Origin of the sequence: Chryseobacterium sp. CBo1 (assembly GCF_001693475.1) — a bacterium.
Lineage (GTDB): Bacteria > Bacteroidota > Bacteroidia > Flavobacteriales > Weeksellaceae > Chryseobacterium > Chryseobacterium formosense.
The window spans coordinates 1-23,951 of sequence record NZ_MAUH01000033.1 but is presented as its reverse complement, the minus strand read 5'-3'; the positions used below and the strand labels follow the sequence as shown (position 1 = coordinate 23,951).

Sequence of the window (23,951 nt, the reverse complement as noted above, 5' to 3'; positions counted from 1 at the left end):
CACCTGTTCCCATTCCGAACACAGAAGTTAAGCCCACCAGCGCCGATGGTACTGCGAAAGCGGGAGAGTAGGTCGCCGCCAGTTTTTTTACAAAAGTCTCATACATGTATTTGTATGAGACTTTTTTCGTTTATAACGCAAGATTCAATATTCCATATTCAAATTCGAGATTTAAGATTCAAGATTCAATATTTAAGATTTGGTATTCAACATTTAAAATCCAGTACTTAAAGCTCAATATCCAGTATTAAAAAATCTAAATCCTTGATTTGATATTTAATATTTCAAATACAAATGAATGTGCCGCTCCTACGGAGCGGTACTTTTGTAGGAAAATGTGCGCAGTAAGAATCATGAGCTCCGTAGGAGCGAAACAAATTCGTTTCTAATTACATTAAATTTAATGATCACCTATTCACTTATTTATATAAAATTCTGTCCATATAAACTTATTACTAAGCACAAGTATAGAAAATTGAATATTGCCTATAAAAAGCATGGCATAGAGTAGTAAAAGTGGATAGCAGGAAATAGTTCCTAAAATTTAAGCTTAAGAAGCACTTGGCTGCAAAGATTTTTCACTATCAAGTTCGAAATGAAATCTGATGTTGGCAATATTTTTCCAAGTAGCGTATTTAAAAATAACAAAACCAATTAGCATTCCTAAAGTATTTAGAAAAATATCATCAATATCCGCAACACCACGACCGCTGAAATATTGTAAAGTTTCTATTATACTTATTATGATGAGAAATGAGAAAGTTGCAGGAATAAATTTATCAAATTTTTTGATGCATAATCCAAGCCAACCAAACGGGCTGAAGACAAAGATATTTCCTATAATGTTGATAATAAAATCTTCATTTCCTATTTTGGTATCTGTGAAAAACTTTTGAATTGTAATAAATGGCTGTGTTTGTATGTAGGAAACCTCAGAAGCCTCTCTTCCTGAACCAAAAAACATCATATAAAGTAAAAAAATCGTGTAAGCTGTAATAAAAACTGCAAAATATCTTTTCATAGGTTTCCTTTAAGGATTAGTAATAAAAAAGAGTTTTGTAGGTATAGTTTTAAGATCTTACAACAACAAAAATCCTACCTTTAGTATTTCTTTTAAAAGACTTTATTATTCTTTAATACTATTTAACATAATATAAAAAGCCCTACTTAAAAGTAAGGCTTAATATTTTTATAAGTGTTTGGAACTTATACCTGAATAACTCCCAAATTAAATTTCTCAGTAATCGGCGAATGATTAGCCGCTTCTATTCCCATCGAAATCCATTTTCTGGTATCTACAGGATTGATGATGGCATCTGTCCACAATCTTGCAGCCGCATAAGTTGATTCTGTTTGCTTCTGATATTTTTTAGAGATTGTATCTAAGATTTCATTATGTTCCTGCTCAGAAATTTCTTTCCCTTGTTTTTTTAAGGTTGATTCCTGAATCTGTGCCAAAACTTTTGCAGCCTGAGCTCCGCCCATAACGGCTAAATCTGCCCATGGCCAAGCTACTATTAATCTTGGGTCATAAGCTTTTCCGCACATCGCATAGTTTCCTGCACCGTAAGAATTTCCAGTAATGATCGTAAATTTAGGAACAACAGAATTAGAAACTGCATTGACCATTTTTGCACCGTCTTTGATGATTCCACCATGTTCTGATTTTGAACCTACCATAAATCCGGTAACATCCTGTAAAAAGATCAACGGTATTTTTCTCTGATTGCAGTTTGCTATAAATCTTGTTGCTTTATCAGCAGAATCAGAATAAATTACTCCACCGAACTGCATTTCTCCTTTGCCACTTTTCACAAGTTTTCTTTGGTTGGCTACAATTCCTACAGACCAGCCGTCAACTCTTGCCGTTGCACAGATGATACTTTTCCCGTAATCCGGTTTATATTCTTCAAACTCCGAATTATCTACAATACATTTTATAATTTCTAAAGTGTCGTATTGTTCTGCTCTGGAAACAGGCATAATACCAAAAATATTCTCCGGCTTTTCTTTTGGTGGAAAACTTTCAATTCTGTCGAAACCGGCTTTCTCGTAGCTTCCTACAGATTTCATGATATTTTTAATGCGGTCTAATGCATCTTTATCGTCTTTAGCTTTATAATCGGTAACTCCTGAAATAGAACAGTGTGTTGTTGCTCCTCCTAAAGTTTCATTGTCAATCGATTCACCAATGGCAGCTTTTACCAAATAACTTCCTGCAAGGAAAATTGAACCTGTTTTATCAACGATCATGGCCTCATCACTCATAATCGGAAGATAAGCTCCTCCCGCAACACAACTTCCCATTACTGCAGAGATCTGAATAATTCCTGAAGCACTCATTTTAGCATTATTTCTGAAAATTCTTCCGAACATTTCCTTGTCGGGGAAAATTTCGTCCTGCATCGGAAGATAAACTCCCGCAGAATCTACAAGGTAAATGATTGGAAGTCTGTTTTCCATGGCAATTTCCTGAGCTCTAAGGTTTTTCTTTCCTGTGATAGGAAACCATGCTCCTGCTTTTACAGAAGCGTCATTAGCAACTACTAAACATTGTCTTCCCGAAACGTATCCCATTACAACCACTACACCACCACTTGGGCAGCCTCCATGTTCTTCATACATTTCATAACCGGCAAAAGCACCAACTTCTATGGAATCTGAATTTTTATCAAGAAGATATTCTATTCTTTCTCTGGCTGTCATTTTCCCTTCGTCACGAAGCTTTTGAAGCCTTTTTTCTCCACCGCCTTTTTTTATTTCTGTAAGTAAACGATTGATTTCAGACAATCGTAATTTATTTTGATCTTCTCTTTTGTTAAATTCAATATCCATGAAATACGTATTTTAATCCGCCTAAAGATACTATTTTTAAGCAAAGTAGTATAATTTCAATAAATAGATTTAAGGTTTTGGTTATCAGAATTTTATGAAATTTTTAACGAAATATGTGTTTTTTTTGGTTCATATTTTGCTAACTTTACAATAGAGTAATAGAGATGAAAGTTTCTATATAAATACTCTAAGTTCCTAGTTTATTTTTTTAATAGTTTATTATTTGAAGGCCCTGAAAGTTTAACAGACTTTCAGGGTTTTTAGTTTTAATGGTTTATCACCTTTTTAGATTTATTTTTGAAAAAATTTATCCCGCAGCATTATTTTTTTAAGATTAATGAAAAGCGATTTGTAAATTTGTTCGTTTAAAATTTACGGGATCATCATGCAGAAATTAGCGCTTTTCAGATTACATTTAATTGTCTTTTTATGGGGCTTCACAGCAATTTTAGGTAAACTGATTACGGCAAATGCTCAGATTCTTGTTTTTTACAGAATGCTGTTTGCTGCAATTTTTCTGTATGCATTCATCAGAATTTATAAAAAAGAAAGTATTCGTGTATCCAAAAAGCTTTTTTTTCAGCTTGCAGGAGTAGGGTTTTTTATGGCTTTGCATTGGTACTGCTTCTTTTATTCTATTAAAGTTTCAAATGTTTCCATTGCATTAAGCTGTCTTTCATTATCAACTTTATTTGCTTCCGTTCTGGAGCCGATTGTATTCAAAAGAAAGATTGATCTGTCGGAAGTTATTATGGGGGTTGTGATTGTTGCCTGTATTCTTTTAATTTTTAAAACAGAATTTCAATATAAGGAAGGTATTCTTTACGGGATTTTATGTGCTGTTTTCGGAACAGTCTTTTCTGTCTTCAACGGAAAGCTTTTTGGTAAAACAAGTCCCGGAAATATTATTTTCTATGAAATTTTCTCGGGCTGGTTTGTTTTAATGTTATTTTATTTGGTAACAGGACAAATCATGCAGATGAATGAAATAAACTACCGCGATTTGGCGTTAATAGGCTTATTGGCAAGTGTGTTTACAGCGTACCCGATGTTTGAATCGGTGAAGCTGATGAAATATATTTCGCCTTTTACACTAATTTTAACAGTTAATTTAGAACCAGTTTACGGAATTATACTAGCTTTTTTTATCTTTGGAGAATCGGAGCACATGAGCCCGATATTTTATGTGGCATCGTTGGTTATGATTTTGGCAATTGTTGTAAATGCACTTATAAAAACTAGAAAACAAAAAAAACTTAACTAAGCATCAATTGTACATGATGAAAAAATATCTATTTTTAGTATTTTCACTTCTATTTGGATTGTCTCAATCTCAGATTATCAGAAAATATTCCAACGAATTTTTAAATATCGGAGCCGGAGCCAGAGGAATAGGAATGGGAGGCGCTGTAATCACGAATCAGGATGATGTCTACTCACCGATGTGGAATCCCGCAGGTTTGAACGGTATCACGAGAGATTGGCAAGGTGCTGCAATGCACGCAGAATATTTCGAATCGATTGCAAAATATGATTATCTGGCGTATGCAAAAGTTTTAGAAAACGGCGTTTTTGGAGTTTCCGTTGTGCGTTTGGGAGTTGATAACATTTTAAATACAACCCAATTAATCGATACAGAAGGAAACATTGATTACGATAAAATCACAAAATTCTCACAGTCGGATTATGCAGGAATTATTTCTTACGCTTTTAATCCGGGAGGAAATCCGAAACTGGATGTCGGTGTCAATGCAAAAATTGTTTACAGAAATGTAGGAAAATTTGCAAGCGGTTACGGTTTTGGTTTTGATGTAGGAGCAATCTATAAAGCTGATAATGGCTGGAAATTCGGAGGTGTTCTTCGTGATGCAACTACTACCGTAAACTTTTGGAGCGTTAATCAAAGCGAATTATCTACCATTGTAAACGGAGAAGAATTTAACCCCGCTCCAACTGATAAAATGGAATTAACGATGCCGAAGCTAAATGCAGGAGCAAGTAAATTGTTTAATATCAACAGTAGTTTGTACGTTTTACCGGAAGCAGGAATCAATGTGGATTTCGCTAAAACTGCCGCTTTACTTTCGACTGATTTTGCAAGTATCACACCTTATGCAGGAGCTGAATTGGGTTATCAGAAAATGATTTTTGTAAGATTGGGAGTAAACAGATTCCAGTCGATTACTGATATTGAAGATTTACAGAGAAAAGTTTCTTTTCAGCCAAGTGCGGGTATCGGAATTCGTTACAGAGGTTTAACGCTTGATTATGCCATCAGCAATTCCGGAATCGGAGGTTCTAATTTTTATTCTAATTTCTTCTCATTAAAACTTGATATGGGAGAATTCAGAAATGATTAATGATTAAATTTAAATTATTTTATGAAAAAGTTATCAGTTATAATATCTTCTTTTTGTGTGATGTTATCGTATGCACAGAAGGTTTCAGATTATAAATATGTTGTTGTTCCGAGCGCTTTTGAAAGTTTTAAAAAAGATAATTACGGAATTAGCGCCTTTTTAACCAAAAATCTGAAGTCAAAACAATATACGGTAATTACCGAAAACAGAGGTCAGTGGCCAGAAGAAGCCAATGCAAATCCTTGTAGTGTTCTTAATGCCGATGTTATCAATGACAGTGGCTTCCTGAGAAATAAAATTGTTCTGGAATTTAAAGACTGCAACAGCAAAGTAATTTCCAGCCAGAAAGGAAGCTCTTCGATAAAAGAATTTCAAGAAGGCTTTCAGGATGCGCTTTCTAAAGCTTTGGTAACTATTCCAGTGTCTAAGCCGGTTGAAATCACGAATTATAAGCAGGAAGCTTATGTAGTGGAAGAAACAGTAAAACCGACTCCTCAAATTAGTGAACCAAAATCTCAAGCTTCTAAAGCAGAAAGATACAGCAACGGGAAAATTAATCTTCAGAGAATTCAGATTGATGCTTCTCAGTTTATTTTAGCAGACGGAAACAGCTCTGTTCCTTTTGCAACATTTAAAGAGACAACGAAAAAAGATGTTTTCAGAGTGAAATTAGCTTCGGGTGAGTCTACCACAGGTTATTTTGAGAACGGAAATTTGGTGATTGAAATTCCGAAGAATAATGACGAGTATTCGAAAGAAGTTTTTGCTCCGGTAAAATAGTTTAAAAATATTTTAACAAATAAATATCCGTTTCAAATTTTGAGACGGATTTTATTTTATATGATTATCAATGCTGGAATTAGCTGTTAAAAAACTCCCAAACTACTTTGGCTTTGGATTTTCCTAAGATTTCCTCCAAAGTTTCAAGGTTTGATTCTTTTATTCTTTTGACAGATTTTAGTTTTGATAATAGAAGTTCTATTGTTTTTTCTCCAATCCCTGGAATTTCTTCCAGCTCAGATTTTATGGTTGAATTTTTTCTTCGGGTTCTGTGATGTTTCACCCCAAAACGGTGCGCTTCGTCTCTTACACGCTGCAAAATTTTAAGGGTTTCAGATTTTTTATCCAGATATAAAGGAATCGGATCTTCAGGAAAGAAAATCTCTTCCAGCCTTTTGGCGATTCCGACAATTGTAATTTTTCCGTAAAGTCCTAAAATCCTTAGGCTTTTCACCGCAGAAGACAACTGACCTTTTCCACCATCAATAAGGATAAGTTGTGGAAGTTGTTCCCCTTCATCCAGCATTCTTTTATACCGGCGGTAAATAACTTCTTCCATTGTTTTAAAATCATCGGGGCCCACAACGGTTTTTGGATGGAAAATTCTGTAATCGGCTTTGCTTGGTTTGCCGTCTTTGAAAACAACACACGCAGAAACAGGGTTTGTTCCCTGAATATTCGAGTTATCAAAACCTTCAATATGTCTTGGTTCAACGGGCATTCTCAGCAGTTTTTGCATTTCTGCCATAATTCTGTTGGAATGTCTTTCGGGATCTACAATCTGAACCTGCTTTAATTTTTCTAAACGATACTCTTTCGCATTTTTTTCAGAGAGCTCTACAATTCTCTTTTTGTCGCCAACTTTTGGTACAATCAGTTTTACATTCGGAATTTCAACAGTTAAGTGAAAAGGAAGCAACACTTCTTTAGAATCGGAATTAAATTTCTGGCGGATTTCAATCAAAGCTTCTTCCATAATTTCTTCATCGGTTTCTTCAAGCATCTTCTTTATTTCGGTGGTGAAACTCTGGATGATATTTCCGTTTCTTATTTTAAAATAATTAACGTAAGCTGCAGTTTCGTCGCTCGTCATTCCGAAAACATCCACATCATCGATATTTGGATTTACAACGGTATGTTTTGCCTGATAATCTTCCAGAATATTCAGTCTTTCTTTGATGAGTTGCGCATTTTCAAATTGAAGATTCATGGCGTATTTTGTCATCTGATTGATCAGATATTCTTTCGCATGACGGAAATCTCCTTTAATTATTCCGCGGATCGCATCAATTTTCTCGTCATAATCTTCCTTACTTTCTAAATCTTCACATGGGCCTTCACAATTTTTAATGTGAAATTCCAGACAGACTTTATATTTACCTTCCTCGATTTTTTTCGGGGCTAAATTTAAATTGCAGGTGCGGAGTTTATAAATATGTTTAATGGTATCCAATATAATCTTTGCAGGACGTACTTTTGCGTAAGGACCGTAATATTCCGAACCGTCTTTAATCTTATTCCTTGTCAGGAAAATTCTTGGGAAATCTTCGTTTTTAATGCAAATCCAGGGATAGGTTTTATCATCCTTCAACATCACATTGTAAAATGGCTGATGTTCTTTAATCAGGTTGTTTTCCAGCAAAAGTGCATCGTATTCACTATTAACAATGGTTGTTTCTAGACGGTTGATCTTTCCGACCATAATTCTGGTTCGGTATCCGGAAAGTGTTTTGTTGAAATAAGAGAGTACTCTTTTCTTTAGATTTTTTGCTTTACCCACATAGAGAAGATTTTCGTTTTTGTCGTAATAACGATAAACGCCGGGTTCGGAAGGTAAAGTTTTAAGCTGTAGCTCTAAAGAAGGATTCATAGAACAAATTTAAGCAATTTCAGTGCACAAAAAAAGCTGCAGAAATTTCTGCAGCTCAAAAATATGAGTTTAAATTAATTTTAAGCCTCGTTCATATCGGTATATTTGTAGACCAAAAAGCTGAAATTATCCCATTCAACAGAATTTTTGGGATAAGCTTTCATAAATGCAGCATTATCTCCGAAAAGAAAATCGTAGTTGTCTTCAAAATCATCTTTGTGAAGCCAAATTACTTTATCGCCTTTTCTTACATAATACGATTTAATAACTCCACCTCCAAAAGACGGAGCGCCAGCAAAACCAAAACCAGCCGTTTCTTTGGCAAAAGGATCATGGTAAACCGTAATTTTTTCATTAAATTCAGGATTAATAACCTGCATCAGAAATGTTTTGCTTTCTTTTTTGTTCTTTAGTGAAACGGTTTGATTTTCAAATGGAATTGCATCGTCAGTAACAGATTTGCTGTATTTTTTGGTGCTGTAATTTCTCATATTTGAAATGAATTTACCGGCCCTCATAGATTTCTCAGTTTCAGTTGCGTACAAATACATTTCGGCAATATCTTTGGCATCAAACTTCATGGTTTTCCCCGTTTCGGCATCATCGATAGTGATAGAAAGAATTTGCCCTTTCTGTTTTACCCAAGACTTAGCATAACCTTGGTGTTCGTTATTGTCCTTTAAAATAATTGTGGATACTTTTTTTTGCGATGCGGTATTGAATCCTTCATTAAAAAGATACTGATTCATCTCCTTTTTTTCCTCTTTTGTGTATTTTACTTTCTCTTGTGCAAAACTCGTTGCGCTTACAAGTGATAAAGCAAGTATTAAAGCTTTAAATTTCATAGATATTAGTTTAAAATAATGTGCTAAAAGTAGTAAAAAAACAGACTTGTTATTAAAAAAATTTATCCCTGAAATATCACCTTTTCGGTATGCTTCAAAATGTGTATTTTTAGGCAAATTTTTTGAAATGATTTACGGTATAGATACTTTCAGTTTCCATGATGTTTTGGAAATCTGCAAGACCCCAAATAAAGCAAAGCTTAATGAAGCTGCGAGAGAGCAGATCATAAAATCTCAGAACAATGTAAAGCAGATTGTAGAGTCAGACCGATGTGTTTATGGGATCAATACGGGATTCGGACCTCTTTGTGATACTAAAATCTCAGCGGATGAAACTGCCCAGTTACAATATAATTTAATTATTTCTCACGCTGTAGGAGTAGGAAAGCCAATTGATAAAGAATTTTCAAAAATTATGATGATTGCGAAAGTTCATGCTTTGTCAAAAGGTTTTTCAGGAGTTTCTCTGGAAGTGATTGAGCGTTTTATTTTAATGCTTGAAAAGGATATTATTCCCGTTGTTCCGGAGCAGGGTTCTGTAGGTGCTTCAGGAGATTTAGCTCCACTTTCACACCTTGTTTTACCACTTTTAGGACTTGGCCAGGTTTGGGTTGGAAACGAAATCTTCGAAACTGCAGAAATTCTTAAGGAAAATAATCTTCAACCATTGGTTTTAGGACCGAAAGAAGGTTTAGGATTGATTAACGGAACTCAGTTTATTCTGGCTCATGCAATCAAGGGTTTAGAAAAATTCGAATATCTTTTGGATTTGGCAGATATGACTGCTGCAATGAGTCTTGAAGCATACAGAGGTTCTGCAAGTCCGTTCAAAAAAGAACTTCACGACATCAGACCATTCGAAGGAAGCAAAAAAGTGGCGGCAAGGATGCTTAAGTTTTTAAAGAATTCTGACAATCTTAAAGCTCATGAATATTGTGACAGAGTTCAGGATCCGTATTCTATGAGATGCGTTCCGCAGGTTCACGGAGCAAGTAGAAATGCATTTGAACATCTGAAAATAATGGCTGAAACCGAATTGAATTCTGTAACCGACAATCCTATTGTTCTAAGTGCTGAAGAATCAATTTCAGGAGGAAATTTCCACGGGCAATTGATGGCATTGCCTTTAGATTATGCAACTTTAGCAGTTGCAGAACTGGGAAATATTTCAGACAGAAGATCTTATTTATTATTAGAAGGAAAATACGGTTTACCAAGATTATTGACTGAAAGCTCAGGTTTGAATTCAGGATTTATGATTCCTCAATATACTTCTGCTGCTTTGGTTACAGAGAATAAAACACTTTGTTTCCCTGCTTCAGCAGATTCTATCCCTACAAGTTTAGGACAGGAAGATCACGTTTCGATGGGAAGTATTTCTGGTAGAAAATTCAATCAGGTTTTAGGAAATTTGGTTAATATTTTGGCGGTGGAACTAATGTTTGCTGCGCAAGGATTAGAATTCAGAAGACCTGCAAAATGTTCCAAAATCATCGAGGAAAATTTTGCTATTCTCCGTTCTAAAGTTGCAAAACTGGAAGATGATCGATTGATTGGAAAAGATATGTTGGCGATTGCTGAATTGATTAATGAGAGAAAGTTTGTGGTGAATTTTTAATGATAAAAATGAAAAAAATAATCTTTTTATGCTGTATGTTAGTTGGAGTTGTATTTCATTCTCAATCAAAACAAGAGAAAGTAAGAACCCTAATTTCTCTTAGCGGCGCTTTTAAGCTTTCAAAAGATGTTGAAAAGGATGTAATTTCCAGATATAAACATAAATATACAAATGTTCCCGATCATGTTTGGACATCTTTAGAACCAAGAATTAATATTGATAATTTAATTAATGATGTTATAAATATTTATGAAAGTAAGTTCACGGAGAAAGAAATTGAAGAACTTTTGGTTTTTTATAAATCTGATTTAGGAAAGAAATTAATCCAAAATTCACCAGCGATAATGACGGAAATTCAAACAGCAACAAGTAATTGGGGAATGAATGTTAATAATTTAATCAATAATGATTTAGAAGCGAAAGGCTATTTAACATCACCTCCTCCACCGGCAAATCCACCTGCTCCAATGAGATCTAACTAAAATGCAAATTCTTAGAACAACTTCCGACAATCTCGATTTTCAAAATCTGGTAAAAAAATTAGATGTCTATCTAGCATTAATGGATGGCGAAGATCATGCGTTTTATGATCAGTTCAACAAAATTGATGCTCTGAAAAACTGCATTGTAGTTTTTAAAGACGATAAAGCGGTTGCTTGTGGAGCCATTAAACCTCTTAATGAAAATTCGATGGAAGTAAAACGGATGTTTACGCTTCCTGAATATCGTGGAAATGGTTTTGCTGTTGTCATTTTAGAAGAACTTGAAAAATGGGCAAAAGAATCAGAATACGAAAAAACAGTTCTGGAAACAGGAAAACTCCAGCTTGAAGCTGTTGCACTCTACAAAAAGTGTGGCTACGAAATCATTCCGAATTACGGACAATATATAGGAGTTGAAAACAGCATTTGTTTTGAAAAATCTCTGTAAGATATCAATAGTGTCGGGCTTTAGCCCGGCTTTCTTTTATAAAGAGAAATTAGGCTTTAGTCAAAACTTAAAAAACTACCACTTTTCTGTCAAATATTTCCAATATCTTTTTGGAACGTGCTGAATGTGAAGCTTTGTATTTTTCCTTTCTTTGATGTTGGTTTTGGTAAAATAACTTTGCCACAAAGTCTGATATTTTTTTTCTTCCTCGTGAAATTTCTGCTGGTATTGGTTTAGATCTAATTTCTCGTCAGGATAAAAGAAATCACAATCTTTCAAATCATAAAATAATCCATAATCTCTCCGCAAATCATAGATCATCCATTTTTGGTCGGCGTAACGATCTTTAAAATGTTTCCGGATTAAAGGTAAAACATTAAAATCAGGATCAATTTTTGCGAAATAAATTTCATCCTGTAATTTCTCAAACCTCACAAAAGCCGTCATTCGATGTCTTTCACGACTAACAGATTTGCAGATTTTTGAGATTTTCATCATGTCATCATCTGCAAAATTCTGCAGAATGTTTTTATCATGATGTTTAACGGATTGCTGTACAGCAGACAAAATCAATTTTTCCATTTCTGAATCTTCTGATAAGAAAACTTTCAATAATTGATTAATTCCTGATTTTCCTATATTTTGTTCTAATTTATTTAAAACTCTCTCCGATTTTTCCTGTTGGGTAATGACCTCATGAATTTTAGCAAACATATTTTCCTGTTGGAAACTTTCTCTGCTGCAAATCTCCACATCTTGGTAACGATATTCAAAAACTTCAAATATCGCTGTGAAAAGCCCGTCGAAAGTTCCGTCGTAGAGAAGGGTGGTCATTTTGAGTTGGAGAATTGGAGAGGTTGAGAATATTAATGTGATTTTGTTTAAAAATATTTTAGAAAAGAGTCAATTGCTGCGAAAACTGATTCTGGAATTTCGACTGACTTCCGCCAATAATCAATCTTCTTAAATTCAAATCGGTTAAATGTTTTAAGAAAGGATTTCCATAAGTAAAATCAATAAAATATTTCGCACGATTTACTGCCGCTCCTAGTTTTTTGAGATGATCAATATTTAAAACCTGAAATTTTCTTGCACTCAGAATTTTTTGAGCAGTCTTTACTCCAATTCCCGGAATACGAAGAATCATTTTATAATCTGCAGTCTGCAAATTAACAGGAAACTGATCAAGATGTCGCAAAGCCCAGCTTAGTTTCGGATCAACTTCCAGATCCAGAAATGGCATATTAAAATCTAAAATTTCATCTGCTTTAAAACCATAAAAACGCATCAGCCAATCAGACTGATATAAACGGTTTTCACGTAGAACAGGAACTTCTGCGGTAATCGCCGGCAAACGGTTATCAACAGTTACGGGAATATAGCCGGAATAATACACACGCTTCATTCCATAATTTTTGTAAAAATGATCGGCAACTTTAATGATTTGCAAATCGTTTTCATTGGTTGCGCCTACAATCATTTGAGTTGATTGCCCGGCTGGAGCAAATTTCGGAGCACTTCGGATGATTTTCTTTTCATCTTTATATTGCTGAATTCCTTTTTGAACGATTCTCATCGGCTGAAGCATATCTTCACGATTTTTATCGGGTGCTAATAATTTTAAACCAGATTCAGTCGGAATTTCAAGATTTACGGATAATCGATCAGCGTACAGTGCAGCTTCATTCATCAGATCATCACTTGCTCCTGGAATTGATTTTAAATGGATGTAACCATTAAATTGATGTTCAGTTCTTAATTTTTTAGCTACCCGAACCAAACGTTCCATCGTTGTATCGGCATCTTTGAAAATTCCAGAACTCAAAAACAGACCTTCAATATAATTTCTTCGATAAAAACTAATCGTTAAATCCACAACTTCTTCAACGGTGAAAGCTGCCCGTTTTATATCATTCGATTTTCTGGAAACGCAATAAATACAATCGTAAATACAATGATTGGTCAAAAGGATTTTAAGAAGAGAAACGCAACGACCATCTTCAGTATAAGTATGGCAAATTCCGCTTGCCGAACTGTCGCCTAAACCGCCGTTATTTTTTCTTTTTCCACCGCTTGATGAGCACGAAACATCGTACTTTGCAGCATCTGCAAGTATTTCGAGCTTTTCTTTAACGCGGTCAAAATTCATTGTTCTATTGTATTAAAAGATTAAAAATCCGATGAAGTTTCAAGCAAAATTAAGTCCAAAATTGAGAAAAGTCAGGGTTTTTAAAACAAACTTATCCACATATTTCCAAAGCAAAATTAGTATATTTACGGTCAATAAATGTATGCTATGAATCATAAACCGGTAGAAGGTTTCTCCAAATTAACCAAGCAGGGAAAGATTGACTGGCTTGTCAGTGAATATCTCGAAGGAAACCAGGTATATCAAAATATACTCAACCAATATTGGAACGAAAACGCAGATTTACAAAAGCTTCATGATGAGTTTTCTGAAAATACAATTTCCAATTTTTATATGCCTTACGGAATTGCACCCAATTTTCTGATCAACGGAAAATTATTTGCTTTACCAATGGCAGTTGAAGAAAGTTCTGTTGTTGCGGCAGCTTCAAAAGCAGCAAAATTCTGGATTGATAAAGGTGGTTTTAAAACAACAATCATCAATACCGAAAAATTAGGTCATACTCATTTCATCATTGATGTAGAATCTCACAAGCTGCAGCATTTTTTTAATTTTAATTTAAAGAAAAAACTATTTGAAGCAACAGAAGCGATTACAGCAAACATGAGAAATCGTGGCGGCGGAATTTTAGACATAAAATTAGTCGATAAAACTGCCGAAATGCCGAATTATTATCAGCTTAAAGCAAGTTTCGATACCGTAGATTCGATGGGGGCAAATTTCATTAATTCTTGTCTGGAACAATTCGGAAAAACATTGAAACAGGAAGTTGCGGTGAGCGAAGATTTTACACAGGAAGAGAAAAATTCTTTACAGATCGTGATGAATATTCTTTCCAATTTTACTCCGGATTGTATTGTAAGAGCAGAAGTTTCATGTAAAATTGAAGATTTAAAAGACGATAGCGGAATTTCTAATGAAGAGTTCGCAAGAAAATTCAAACAGGCAGTAACGATTGCTGAAATTGAGCCTTTCCGTGCAACGACACATAATAAAGGAATTATGAACGGAGTAGATGCAGTTGTTATCGCAACGGGAAATGATTTCAGAGCTACTGAAGCCTGTGCACATGCGTATGCTTCAAAAGACGGGAAATATTCTTCCTTAACGCATTGTACAATTGATAACGGAATTTTCAGATTCTGGATTGACTTACCGATTTCTGTGGGAGTTGTCGGCGGTTTGACGAATCTTCATCCTTTGGTAAAATTCTCTTTGGCTCTTCTCGGAAAGCCTTCCGCTCAGGAACTGATGAGTATTCTGGCAGTTTCCGGATTGGCGCAGAATTTTGGTGCGCTTCGTTCGTTGGTGACCACAGGAATCCAGAAAGGACATATGAAAATGCACCTTCTGAATATTTTAAACCAAATGGGAGCAACAGAAGAAGAAAAACAGCATTTTGTGACTTATTTTAAGGATAAAACGGTAAGTCATCACGAGGTTATTAATGAATTCAACAGATTAAGAGCTCAGTAATGGGTAAGGTAAGTTTATCTTATACATTTTATTTTGGTTTCTTTCTGAAAAAATACCAACAATCCGGGATTTCATCGGTCCCGGATATTTTTTATCTTTTTCATCGTTCTTGTAATTCCGGTATTCGTTACGGATATATGAATTTATTTTAAATCAAAAACAATGAAAAAAAGTGTACTGTTTTTTAGTCTGATCTCCATCCTTTGTTTTTCGCAACAGAAAAATGTATTGGTAAGTAACTTAAGACCTAAATCGGAAAATTTTATTTTCCCATTAATTTCCCTTGCTTCCAAACCTAGTGTAGAAAAGAAAATCAATACTTTTCTTCAGGTAAATGAGCTGGAATTTATTCCTGATTCGGGTAAAGATCCCTTTCATCTTGCTTCAACAGCAACAAACACTTACCGCAATTTTGTATATTTCTATGGCTGGAAAAAACTTGAAACGCCCAACAATATTTTAAGCTTAGAAATGGAAGGGGAAGCTTCGGGAGCTTATTCTGAACATTTTGTAAATTATAAAAACTTCGATCTCCGCACCGGAAATTTAATTAATCTTAAAGATCTTTTTGAGCCTGAAGCTATTTCTGAAATCCAGATACTGGTAAATAAACAAATAGCAAAAGAAATTACAGACTATACAGATGATTTAAAAGCAAACGGAAATTCTGAAGAAGATAAAGAAGTAATCAGAATGTATCAGGAATGTCTGGAATATGTAAAAGACGGTTCTTTAGAATATGTTGAATTCTTTTTTGGTCAGGATAAAATTACGGTTGTAAGAGGTCGTTGTTCAAATCATGCGATGAGAGCTTTGGATGATTTGGATGATTATTTTGTAGAATTACCTTTCAGCCGGATCGAAAAATACTGGAGCGATTATGCTAAAAGTCTTTTGTCGAAAAACAAAAAAGTTACAAGGCAAAATACGATTGAGAATAAATTGTACAAAGGAACGATTGACGGGAAATATCCTGTAACTCTTTTTATAAAACAACTGTATGATGACGGTTCTTTTTCCGCATTTTACTGGTACAACAAGAACAAAAAGCTGATAGAGTGGAGCGGAAATTTAAAGAATAATCATATTTCAATTATCGAAAACGATTATCACAGCGAAGAACTGAAAAAGTGGATTCCCAGAGCTTACATTGAAGCTGATGTGATTGGAAAAAAAATTTCCGGAACTTGGCAGGATTATAAAACGAAAAAATATTTAAAACTAGAATTAGAAGAATTATAAAATGAAAACAATTACTTTAGTATTCGGAGCCGCATACGGAATGCTGTCTGTTATTTTAGGAGCTTTCGGAGCTCATGCTTTAAAGAAAATTTTGTCGGTAGAAAGACTTGAAAGTTTTGAAACAGGGGTAAGATACCAAATGTACGCTGCCTTTTTTTTGCTGATTGCGGGATATATTTTAAAATTTGACACCTTATCTCAAAAGTGGATTTCTATTCTAATGATTGCAGGAACAATACTGTTTTCATTCAGTATTTATTTATTAAGTCTGCAGGATTATTTGGGTGCAAATCTTAAATTTTTAGGGCCGATTACACCGCTTGGAGGTTTATTTATGATTTTAAGCTGGTTGATGCTTATTTTTTATTTTGTGAAAAATAGAATTTGATATTTTAAACATTAAGACATTTTAGTTTTTAAGAATTAAAATAAATCATATTTTTTAAGATTTACTAAAGTGTAATTTAAGAACATATTAGCAATTGTAAGCTGTATGGCTGCAATAAATGCATGTGTAACGAGAACGCCGATGAGTACAACTATCATTTGGGAACTTTAACAGGGTTTATGTATTTCGTTCCAATCCTTTTTGTGAGTCTTACAGGCTATTTTCTGGCTCCGAGAATTCCGTTCATCGGTTCGCAATTCGAAAGATTGGCTGCAGAATAAAAACAATTTAAATAAAAAGTTATTAAAAAAGAAATATCATCTTAATTTTTATTCTAATAAACTTGAACTTCCGTGTCTTTTTATTAAATTTGTCAACCTTTAAATTTTAAAATAAAATAATAAAAATAATATGAATCTTCACGAGTATCAATCAAAAGAGATTTTATCAAAGTATGGAGTAGCTATCCAACGTGGTTTCGTTGCAAACAACGTAGAAGAAGCTGTAGCAGCTGCTGAAAAATTGACTGCTGAAACCGGAGCTCAGGCTTGGGTTGTAAAAGCACAGATTCACGCAGGTGGTCGTGGTAAAGGTGGTGGTGTAAAGTTTTCTCCAAACATGGATAAGCTTAAAGAAAACGCTCAAAACATCATCGGAATGCAGTTGGTAACTCCGCAAACTTCTGCTGAAGGTAAAAAAGTACACTCTGTTTTGGTTGCAGAAGACGTTTATTATCCTGGAGAATCTGAAACTAAAGAATTTTACGTTTCTATTCTTTTAGACAGAGCTCAAGGTAAAAATACAATCGTATATTCTACTGAAGGGGGGATGGATATTGAGCACGTTGCCGAAGTAACTCCTCATTTGATTCACAACGAATTGATCGATCCGGCTATTGGTCTTCAAGGTTTCCAGGCTAGAAAAATTGCTTTCAACTTAGGCCTTGAAGGGAATGCTTTCAAAGAATTCACAAAATTCATCACTTCTTTATATAACGCTTACACAGGAATCGATGCATCACTTTTCGAAATCAACCCGGTTTTGAAAACTTCTGATAACAAAATTATTGCTGTAGATGCTAAGGTAACTTTGGATGGTAACTCATTGTTCCGTCACAAAGATCTTGAAGCGCTTAGAGATACAAGAGAAGAAGATCCTATCGATGTAGAAGCAGGTGAAGCTGGTCTTAACTTCGTAAAACTAGACGGTAATGTTGCTTGTATGGTAAACGGAGCTGGTCTTGCAATGGCAACAATGGATATCATCAAATTATCTGGTGGTAACCCTGCAAACTTCCTTGACGTAGGTGGAACTGCTGATGCTGCAAGAGTACAGACTGCTTTCGGGATTATCTTGAGAGATCCAAACGTAAAAGCTATTTTGATCAATATCTTCGGAGGTATCGTAAGATGTGACAGAGTTGCTCAGGGTGTTGTAGACGCTTACAAAGCAATGGGTAGCCTTCCTGTTCCATTGATCGTAAGATTACAGGGAACTAACGCTGTTGAAGCTAAAAAATTAATTGACGAGTCTGGTCTTCCGGTACATTCTGCAATTACTTTAGAAGAAGCAGCAAATAAAGTAAAAGAAGTTTTAGCTTAATTTTTAAGTTTACTTATCAATATAAAATCCGTTTTCGAAAGAAAGCGGATTTTTTTTAATTAAAAACCATTTGAATAAGCTTAAATGGTTCAGAGATAACTTTTTCATCAAGAGATTTTAAAATCAATTATAGAATAATTTTAAAATAAAATATTTTTAGTAAGGATTTCAACTGTGAGTTTCTATGGTTATTAGTTTTTGTAAAGTTTAGATTTTTTTCGTTACAAAAAAATAACACTTAAGGCGTATTTTTTAAGAAAATTTTAACTATTTTTATAATCAAAGCTTCGCCTATGGAAAAATCTGAGGAAAAACATCCGCTTATTGATGTATGGAATTCTTATAGAGCATTACAGAAAAATGGCAATGCAATTCTTGAAAAACCTCCTATCGAACAGATTGTTGGCGAAATGTTTGGAATAGGAAATTACTATTATTATGTGCTGAATTTATCAGACAGTACGCTCACCGGTCACAACAAAAATATCCTTAACCTTCATGGGTTCAAAAAATTTCCGGAACATCTTAAACAAATTATTGATCTCATACATCCTGATGACATTTCATTTGTTCTGAATGCCGAAAGAATCGTCATTGAAAAGATTATTGAAATAGGAAAAGAATTTCAGCTTTATCTCAAACCGAGTTATTGTTTCCGGATGAAAACCACAAAAGGAAATTATGAGCTCTTTCATCATCAGGCGATCCATACCATGGAAGATCATGAAGGCAATCTTATACAATCGATTAATATTCATACAAACATTCAGCATATTACCAAAGAAAACCCTTATACGGTACTTCTTACAGGTATTTCTCCGAGAACAGATTTTATCCAGATCAAAGCAGATCCTTCTTCATCTAGCTATTTTTCAACGGAAAATGATCTTACAAAAAGAGAAACCGAAGTTCTGTCACTGATTGCCAAAGGATATTCTGGAAAAGAAATCTCTGTGATGCTTATTCTATCGGAACATACCGTGCGAACCCACCGCCGGAATATTTTACATAAAACCCAATGCAGAAACAGCAAAGAACTCGTAAAAAAAGCGTTTGATTTAGGCTTGATTTAATTCAATTTAAACTGAAACTGACAAATCTCACGATCTCACTTCGGCGCAAAACTTGTACCTTTATCATTGATGGAAGCATACGATGTACAACCGCGATTTAAAGATTCTCCACATTTTAAAGATTTTTGGACCAATGGAAACGGAAAACAATTAGTTGATTTTTCCGGAGCTGAATTGAGCTTTGAGGATTTTGAAAAATTCTCCCATTACTTTTATCATGTAGATAAGGTCGGCGATGAGGTTGTAAAAGATATTTACTTCAAAAAGAAATACAGTGAAGCCTCAAGAGAAATCGAGGGTTATATCCGGAACGGAATTCCGGAAAACGATGAAGTTCCCAAAAGTGTAAAAAATCTTTTTACGCAGACTCAAAAAATTCCAGACTGGCTTGATTATAATTTAATAAAAAGTGGGGCAGAATTGTGTATGCGAAGTAATTTAGATTCTCTAATTTCACTCAGAGATTATTGTCTGATCGGAGGGTATGATTATGCTTATCTCAATAAACCTCTAATTGCCACCGAAGCCTTGAAAAAAGGAGCTGTCAAAAGACTTTCAGAAACATTGGATTTCTGGGTAAATGTCACAAGATATGATGCTTTGGAAGTTCATAAAAAAGGGTACGAATTTGCCATAAAAACAAGACTGATTCATTCTTACGCCCGACTTTCCATCAAAAAACATTACAAAAACTGGGATACAAAAAACTGGGGCGAACCCATTAATTCTTGGGATATGATGGCGACTTATATTGGTTTCAGTCTTGTGTTTTTACACAGCTTGTACAAATTGGGAAATACCATTTCCGAAGAGGAAGAAAAAGGGCATTTTCATCTTTGGAAATACGTAGGCTATTTATTAGGAATTCCCGAAAAGCTGCTTCCGAACAATAAAAAACAGGCAACAGAATATTTTTATTTGTGGACATCCATTCAGCCTTCTTCAGACAAAGATTCTGTCTTGCTGGCTCATTCATTACTCAACGAATCGTTGGAAAATCCAATCCTCAAATTTAAATTTCAAAGAAAAAATCTTCGCTATTTACACATTTGCTGTACCTGGTTTTTGTTGGGTGATGAGGTTTGCAAAAGGCTTCAGATTCCGGATGTCCCGCTGAAAAACGGTTTCCCGATTACCAAAAGAATCATCAATAAAGTATATGATACTTTAGTAAGTCGTAAAACAAGAATAAAGAAAGGAAACAAAGATCAGATGAAAGTTTTGAAGGATTATTTGAATATCACTCAGAATTCCAATTTTCACTAATTTATTACTAATTACACATTATTCATTACTTAATTTTTTTTCGGGAGCTATTTCCCGCTTTCACTACTCGCTTTTTCATTGTTTTTATCGCGGCGGCGAAGCCGCCGCGATAAAAACAATGAAAAGAGCTCAGACATGCCGTTCAATCGGAGCTAAAAAGTCTCCGTATTTACAAATAATATGAAGATTAGAAATTACTTTTTATAATTAAAAATAATAAAATCATCTTTTAAACTTTAACAGTATTTTACTATCCGTTTGTGATCAAAATATTGGTTTTTGATATTAAATTTCTGTACTTTTGATAAATTATATACAATCGAAATGAGCAACATAGATGATAAGAAAAAAGCACTTGCTTTAGTGCTTGATAAGCTAGATAAAACCTACGGAAAAGGAACGGTAATGACTTTGGGAGACGATTCTGTAGACAATACCATTGAAGTAATTCCTTCAGGATCTTTAGGATTAGACATCGCTTTAGGAGTTGGCGGTTACCCAAGAGGAAGAATTATTGAAATTTACGGACCGGAATCTTCAGGTAAAACAACTTTAACGCTTCATGCCATCGCAGAAGCTCAGAAAGCAGGCGGAATTGCAGCATTTATTGATGCAGAGCACGCTTTCGACAGAGGTTACGCTGCAAAATTAGGAATCGACTTAGAAAACTTAATTATTTCTCAGCCGGATAACGGAGAACAGGCTTTGGAAATTGCAGACAATCTGATTCGTTCAGGAGCAATCGACATTGTAGTAATCGACTCTGTTGCAGCCTTGACTCCAAAAGCAGAAATTGAAGGTGAAATGGGAGATTCTAAAATGGGTCTTCACGCAAGATTGATGTCTCAGGCTTTAAGAAAACTGACGGCTACGATTTCAAGAACAAAATGTACGGTAATTTTCATCAACCAGCTGAGAGAAAAAATTGGTGTAATGTTCGGAAACCCTGAAACAACAACGGGGGGGAACGCACTGAAATTTTACGCTTCCGTAAGAGTTGATATCAGAAAAGCTTCAGCTCCTATCAAAAATGGTGATGAAGCAGTTGGAAGCCGTGTGAAAGTGAAAATTGTGAAAAACAAAGTTGCTCCACCTTTCAAAATGGCAGAATTCGACATTATGTACGGTGAAGGAGTTTCTAAAGTGGGTGAAATTCTTGATACAGCTGTAGATATGGGAATCGTGAAGAAAAGCGGTTCTTGGTTCAGTTATGAAGATTCTAAATTAGGACAGGGTAGAGATTCTGTAAAAGATGTGTTAAGAGACAACCCGGAACTTGCAGAAGAACTTGAAAACAAAGTGAAAGAAGAGATTGCAAATAAAAAGTAATTTCCTTTTAAAAGATATACTGAAGACAGCTTTTAGCTGTCTTTTTTGTTTTGAAATTTCCTCAAGCAGATCTTAAGAGTAACCTTTACAAATGGATGTTGGTGATCGCAGGAATTACAGAGGATAGCCCGGACTTGAAGTGGCTGGTAAATATTTGGAAAGGGGATTGTTTTAATGAAAAAATGCCATATTGTCACTTTTAGAGGAACGGTATTTTTTTTGAGAAAACAGATTCAGAAAAACAAATAAATATATACATATGAAAGGAAGTATTAATGTATCGGTGGAAAATATTTTTCCGCTAATCAAGAAGTTTTTATACAGCGATCACGAAATATTTTTGAGAGAATTAATCTCAAATGCAACAGATGCCACTTTAAAATTAAAGCATTTAACCTCAATTGGCGAAGCCAAAGTTGAATACGGAAACCCGAAAATTGAAGTTAAAATCGATAAGGAAAACAAAAAACTTCACATCATCGACCAAGGATTGGGAATGACGGCTGAAGAAGTTGAAAAATACATCAACCAGGTGGCTTTTTCGGGAGCTGAAGAGTTTTTGGAAAAATATAAAGATTCTGCGAAAGACTCAGGAATTATCGGTCATTTTGGGCTTGGTTTTTATTCTGCGTTTATGGTGGCTGAAAAAGTTGAAATTATTTCCAAATCTTACAAAGATGAACCTGCCGTTCACTGGATCTGCGACGGAAGTCCGGAATTTACTTTAGAAGAAACTACAGAAAAATCGGAAAGAGGAACTGAAATTATCCTTCACATTGCTGAAGATTCTTTAGAGTTTTTAGAAGAAAATAAGATCCGTGAATTGTTGACGAAATACAACAAGTTCATGCCTGTTCCTATCAAATTCGGAACTAAAACTGAAACGCTTCCTTTACCTGAAGGCGCTGCAGAAGATGCTGTTGCAGAAACGATTGAAGTTGATAACATCGTTAACAATCCAACTCCGGCTTGGACAAAAGCTCCAAGTGAATTAAAAGACGAAGATTACAAAGCATTTTACCACGAATTGTATCCGATGCAGTTTGAGGAACCTTTGTTTAATATTCACTTAAATGTAGATTATCCGTTCAATCTGACCGGGATTTTATACTTCCCGAAACTGAGCAATAATTTAAATATCGAAAAAGATAAAATTCAGTTATACCAAAATCAGGTTTTTGTAACGGATGAAGTGAAAGGTATCGTTCCGGACTTTTTGATGTTGCTTCGTGGAGTAATCGATTCTCCGGATATTCCGTTGAACGTTTCCCGTTCTTATTTACAGGCAGATGGTGCAGTGAAGAAAATTTCATCGTATATCACAAAGAAAGTTGCCGATAAAATGGTTTCTCTGATTAATGAGAACCGTGAAGATTACGATAAAAAATGGAATGACATTAAAATCGTTATCGAATACGGAATGATTTCAGAAGAGAAATTCTTTGAAAAATCTGACAAATTTGCATTATATCCAACAACTGACGGTAAATATTTCCTTTGGAATGAATTAGAAGAGAAAATTAAGCCTAATCAAACAGATAAAGACGGAAATTTAGTAATTCTTTACGCTACAAATGCCGATGAACAGCATTCTTACATTCAATCAGCGAAAGATAAAGGATACGAAGTTTTAATTCTTGATTCTCCTATTGTTCCGCATTTAATTCAAAAACTTGAAACTTCAAAAGAGAAAATTTCTTTCGCAAGAGTAGATGCAGATCACATCAATAATTTAATTAAAAAAGACGAACCTGCAATTTCCAAATTAAATGAAACGGAGAAAGAATCATTAAAGAAAAACGTTGAAGAGTCGATTAATGATACAAAATTCACGGTTCAGCTTGAAGATTTAGACAGCAATGATGCTCCTTTCACAATCACTCAGCCTGAGTTTATGCGTAGAATGAAAGATATGCAGGCAACCGGGGGTGGCGGGATGTTCGGAATGGGTGGCTTCCCGGAAATGTATAATTTGGTAGTTAACTCAAACAGTGAATTTGCTTCGAAAATTCTGGCTAATGAAAATTCAGAAGAGAAAAATGCTCAAATCAAACACGCTTTGGATTTGGCTAAATTATCTCAGAATTTGCTGAAAGGAAAAGAGCTTACAGACTTTATCCAAAGAAGCTACAAGCAATTGGAAAAATAATTTAAGTGATTTATATTGAAAACCCCGCCGCGACGAAGT

At 34.7% G+C, this 23,951-nt stretch carries 20 protein-coding genes, 1 rRNA gene and 1 pseudogene; 16 read left to right on the top strand and 6 right to left on the bottom strand.

Annotated features, from left to right (window positions below; all coding sequences use genetic code 11):
- A 5S ribosomal RNA gene (rrf, locus tag BA768_RS14890) occupies positions 1–84 on the top strand; the annotation flags it as partial.
- A 466-nt stretch (positions 85–550) separates the two neighbouring features.
- Here rrf and BA768_RS14885 read toward each other — a convergent pair.
- Both BA768_RS14885 and BA768_RS14880 read right to left on the bottom strand, forming a co-directional pair.
- Positions 551–1,021, bottom strand: coding sequence for a VanZ family protein (locus BA768_RS14885; RefSeq protein ID WP_065721404.1), 471 nt, complete (start codon positions 1,019–1,021; stop codon positions 551–553).
- A 185-nt stretch (positions 1,022–1,206) separates the two neighbouring features.
- Entirely contained in the window at positions 1,207–2,835 is a 1,629-nt protein-coding gene (locus BA768_RS14880) for an acyl-CoA carboxylase subunit beta (RefSeq protein ID WP_065721403.1), read from the bottom strand.
- 385 nt (positions 2,836–3,220) lie between these two features.
- Here BA768_RS14880 and BA768_RS14875 point away from each other — a divergent pair, with 385 nt between their 5' ends.
- Genes BA768_RS14875 through BA768_RS14865 form a run of 3 tightly spaced genes read left to right on the top strand, consistent with a single transcriptional unit; the run spans position 3,221 to position 5,975 of the window.
- On the top strand, positions 3,221–4,099 hold the full coding sequence (locus tag BA768_RS14875; protein WP_065721402.1) for a DMT family transporter: 879 nt from the start codon (positions 3,221–3,223) through the stop codon (positions 4,097–4,099).
- Positions 4,100–4,112: 13 nt separating this feature from the next.
- A complete protein-coding gene (locus BA768_RS14870; RefSeq protein ID WP_034672969.1) occupies positions 4,113–5,195 on the top strand; it encodes a PorV/PorQ family protein in 1,083 nt (360 codons plus the stop codon).
- Positions 5,196–5,216: 21 nt separating this feature from the next.
- Positions 5,217–5,975, top strand: coding sequence for a hypothetical protein (locus BA768_RS14865; RefSeq protein WP_065721401.1), 759 nt, complete (start codon positions 5,217–5,219; stop codon positions 5,973–5,975).
- A 79-nt stretch (positions 5,976–6,054) separates the two neighbouring features.
- On the opposite strand, the gene uvrC is transcribed toward BA768_RS14865, so the two are convergent.
- Positions 6,055–7,845, bottom strand: coding sequence for an excinuclease ABC subunit UvrC (gene uvrC, locus BA768_RS14860; protein ID WP_065721400.1), 1,791 nt, complete (start codon positions 7,843–7,845; stop codon positions 6,055–6,057).
- Positions 7,846–7,925: 80 nt separating this feature from the next.
- A complete protein-coding gene (locus tag BA768_RS14855; protein WP_065721399.1) occupies positions 7,926–8,690 on the bottom strand; it encodes a hypothetical protein in 765 nt (254 codons plus the stop codon).
- 127 nt (positions 8,691–8,817) lie between these two features.
- On the opposite strand from BA768_RS14855, the gene hutH reads away from it, so the two are divergent.
- Genes hutH through BA768_RS14840 form a run of 3 tightly spaced genes read left to right on the top strand, consistent with a single transcriptional unit; the run spans position 8,818 to position 11,238 of the window.
- Positions 8,818–10,308 carry a histidine ammonia-lyase gene (gene hutH / locus BA768_RS14850; protein ID WP_065721398.1) on the top strand — a complete coding sequence of 497 codons (1,491 nt, stop codon included), beginning with the start codon at positions 8,818–8,820 and terminating at the stop codon, positions 10,306–10,308.
- 8 nt (positions 10,309–10,316) lie between these two features.
- Positions 10,317–10,790, top strand: a complete 474-nt coding sequence (locus BA768_RS14845; RefSeq protein ID WP_165571760.1) for a DUF2059 domain-containing protein — start codon at positions 10,317–10,319, stop codon at positions 10,788–10,790.
- Between the two features lies 1 nt (position 10,791).
- Positions 10,792–11,238: a GNAT family N-acetyltransferase gene (locus BA768_RS14840; protein WP_065721397.1), complete on the top strand. Its 447-nt coding sequence runs from the start codon at positions 10,792–10,794 to the stop codon at positions 11,236–11,238.
- A gap of 75 nt (positions 11,239–11,313) precedes the next feature.
- On the opposite strand, the gene BA768_RS14835 is transcribed toward BA768_RS14840, so the two are convergent.
- Together BA768_RS14835 and BA768_RS14830 are read right to left on the bottom strand one after the other, a co-directional pair.
- The gene (locus tag BA768_RS14835; RefSeq protein WP_065721396.1) at positions 11,314–12,072 is read right to left on the bottom strand and encodes a TIGR03915 family putative DNA repair protein; all 759 of its coding nucleotides are present in this window, start codon (positions 12,070–12,072) and stop codon (positions 11,314–11,316) included.
- A 58-nt stretch (positions 12,073–12,130) separates the two neighbouring features.
- Entirely contained in the window at positions 12,131–13,387 is a 1,257-nt protein-coding gene (locus BA768_RS14830) for a putative DNA modification/repair radical SAM protein (protein WP_034672986.1), read from the bottom strand.
- A 147-nt stretch (positions 13,388–13,534) separates the two neighbouring features.
- Between BA768_RS14830 and BA768_RS14825 the strand changes: the two genes are divergently transcribed.
- The 9 genes and pseudogenes from BA768_RS14825 to htpG all read left to right on the top strand — a co-directional run bounded on the left by BA768_RS14825 (position 13,535) and on the right by htpG (position 23,912).
- Positions 13,535–14,863 (top strand): hydroxymethylglutaryl-CoA reductase, degradative, encoded by a 1,329-nt coding sequence (locus tag BA768_RS14825; RefSeq protein ID WP_065721395.1) that lies wholly within the window; start codon positions 13,535–13,537, stop codon positions 14,861–14,863.
- Between the two features lie 162 nt (positions 14,864–15,025).
- A complete protein-coding gene (locus BA768_RS14820) occupies positions 15,026–16,105 on the top strand; it encodes a hypothetical protein (protein WP_065721394.1) in 1,080 nt (359 codons plus the stop codon).
- A 1-nt stretch (position 16,106) separates the two neighbouring features.
- Entirely contained in the window at positions 16,107–16,493 is a 387-nt protein-coding gene (locus tag BA768_RS14815) for a DUF423 domain-containing protein (protein WP_065721393.1), read from the top strand.
- Positions 16,494–16,580: 87 nt separating this feature from the next.
- A pseudogene (locus BA768_RS20935) lies at positions 16,581–16,774 on the top strand (chloride channel protein); the annotation flags it as partial.
- 130 nt (positions 16,775–16,904) lie between these two features.
- Entirely contained in the window at positions 16,905–18,095 is a 1,191-nt protein-coding gene (gene sucC, locus BA768_RS14810) for an ADP-forming succinate--CoA ligase subunit beta (protein ID WP_034672993.1), read from the top strand.
- A gap of 293 nt (positions 18,096–18,388) precedes the next feature.
- Positions 18,389–19,168, top strand: coding sequence for a response regulator transcription factor (locus BA768_RS14805; protein ID WP_065721392.1), 780 nt, complete (start codon positions 18,389–18,391; stop codon positions 19,166–19,168).
- Between the two features lie 69 nt (positions 19,169–19,237).
- Positions 19,238–20,434 (top strand): oxygenase MpaB family protein, encoded by a 1,197-nt coding sequence (locus BA768_RS14800; protein WP_065721391.1) that lies wholly within the window; start codon positions 19,238–19,240, stop codon positions 20,432–20,434.
- 324 nt (positions 20,435–20,758) lie between these two features.
- Positions 20,759–21,763: a recombinase RecA gene (gene recA, locus BA768_RS14795; protein WP_034672999.1), complete on the top strand. Its 1,005-nt coding sequence runs from the start codon at positions 20,759–20,761 to the stop codon at positions 21,761–21,763.
- 259 nt (positions 21,764–22,022) lie between these two features.
- Complete coding sequence (htpG, locus tag BA768_RS14790) at positions 22,023–23,912, top strand: molecular chaperone HtpG (protein WP_065721390.1); 1,890 nt, start codon at positions 22,023–22,025, stop codon at positions 23,910–23,912.
- The last annotated feature ends 39 nt before the right edge of the window (positions 23,913–23,951 follow it).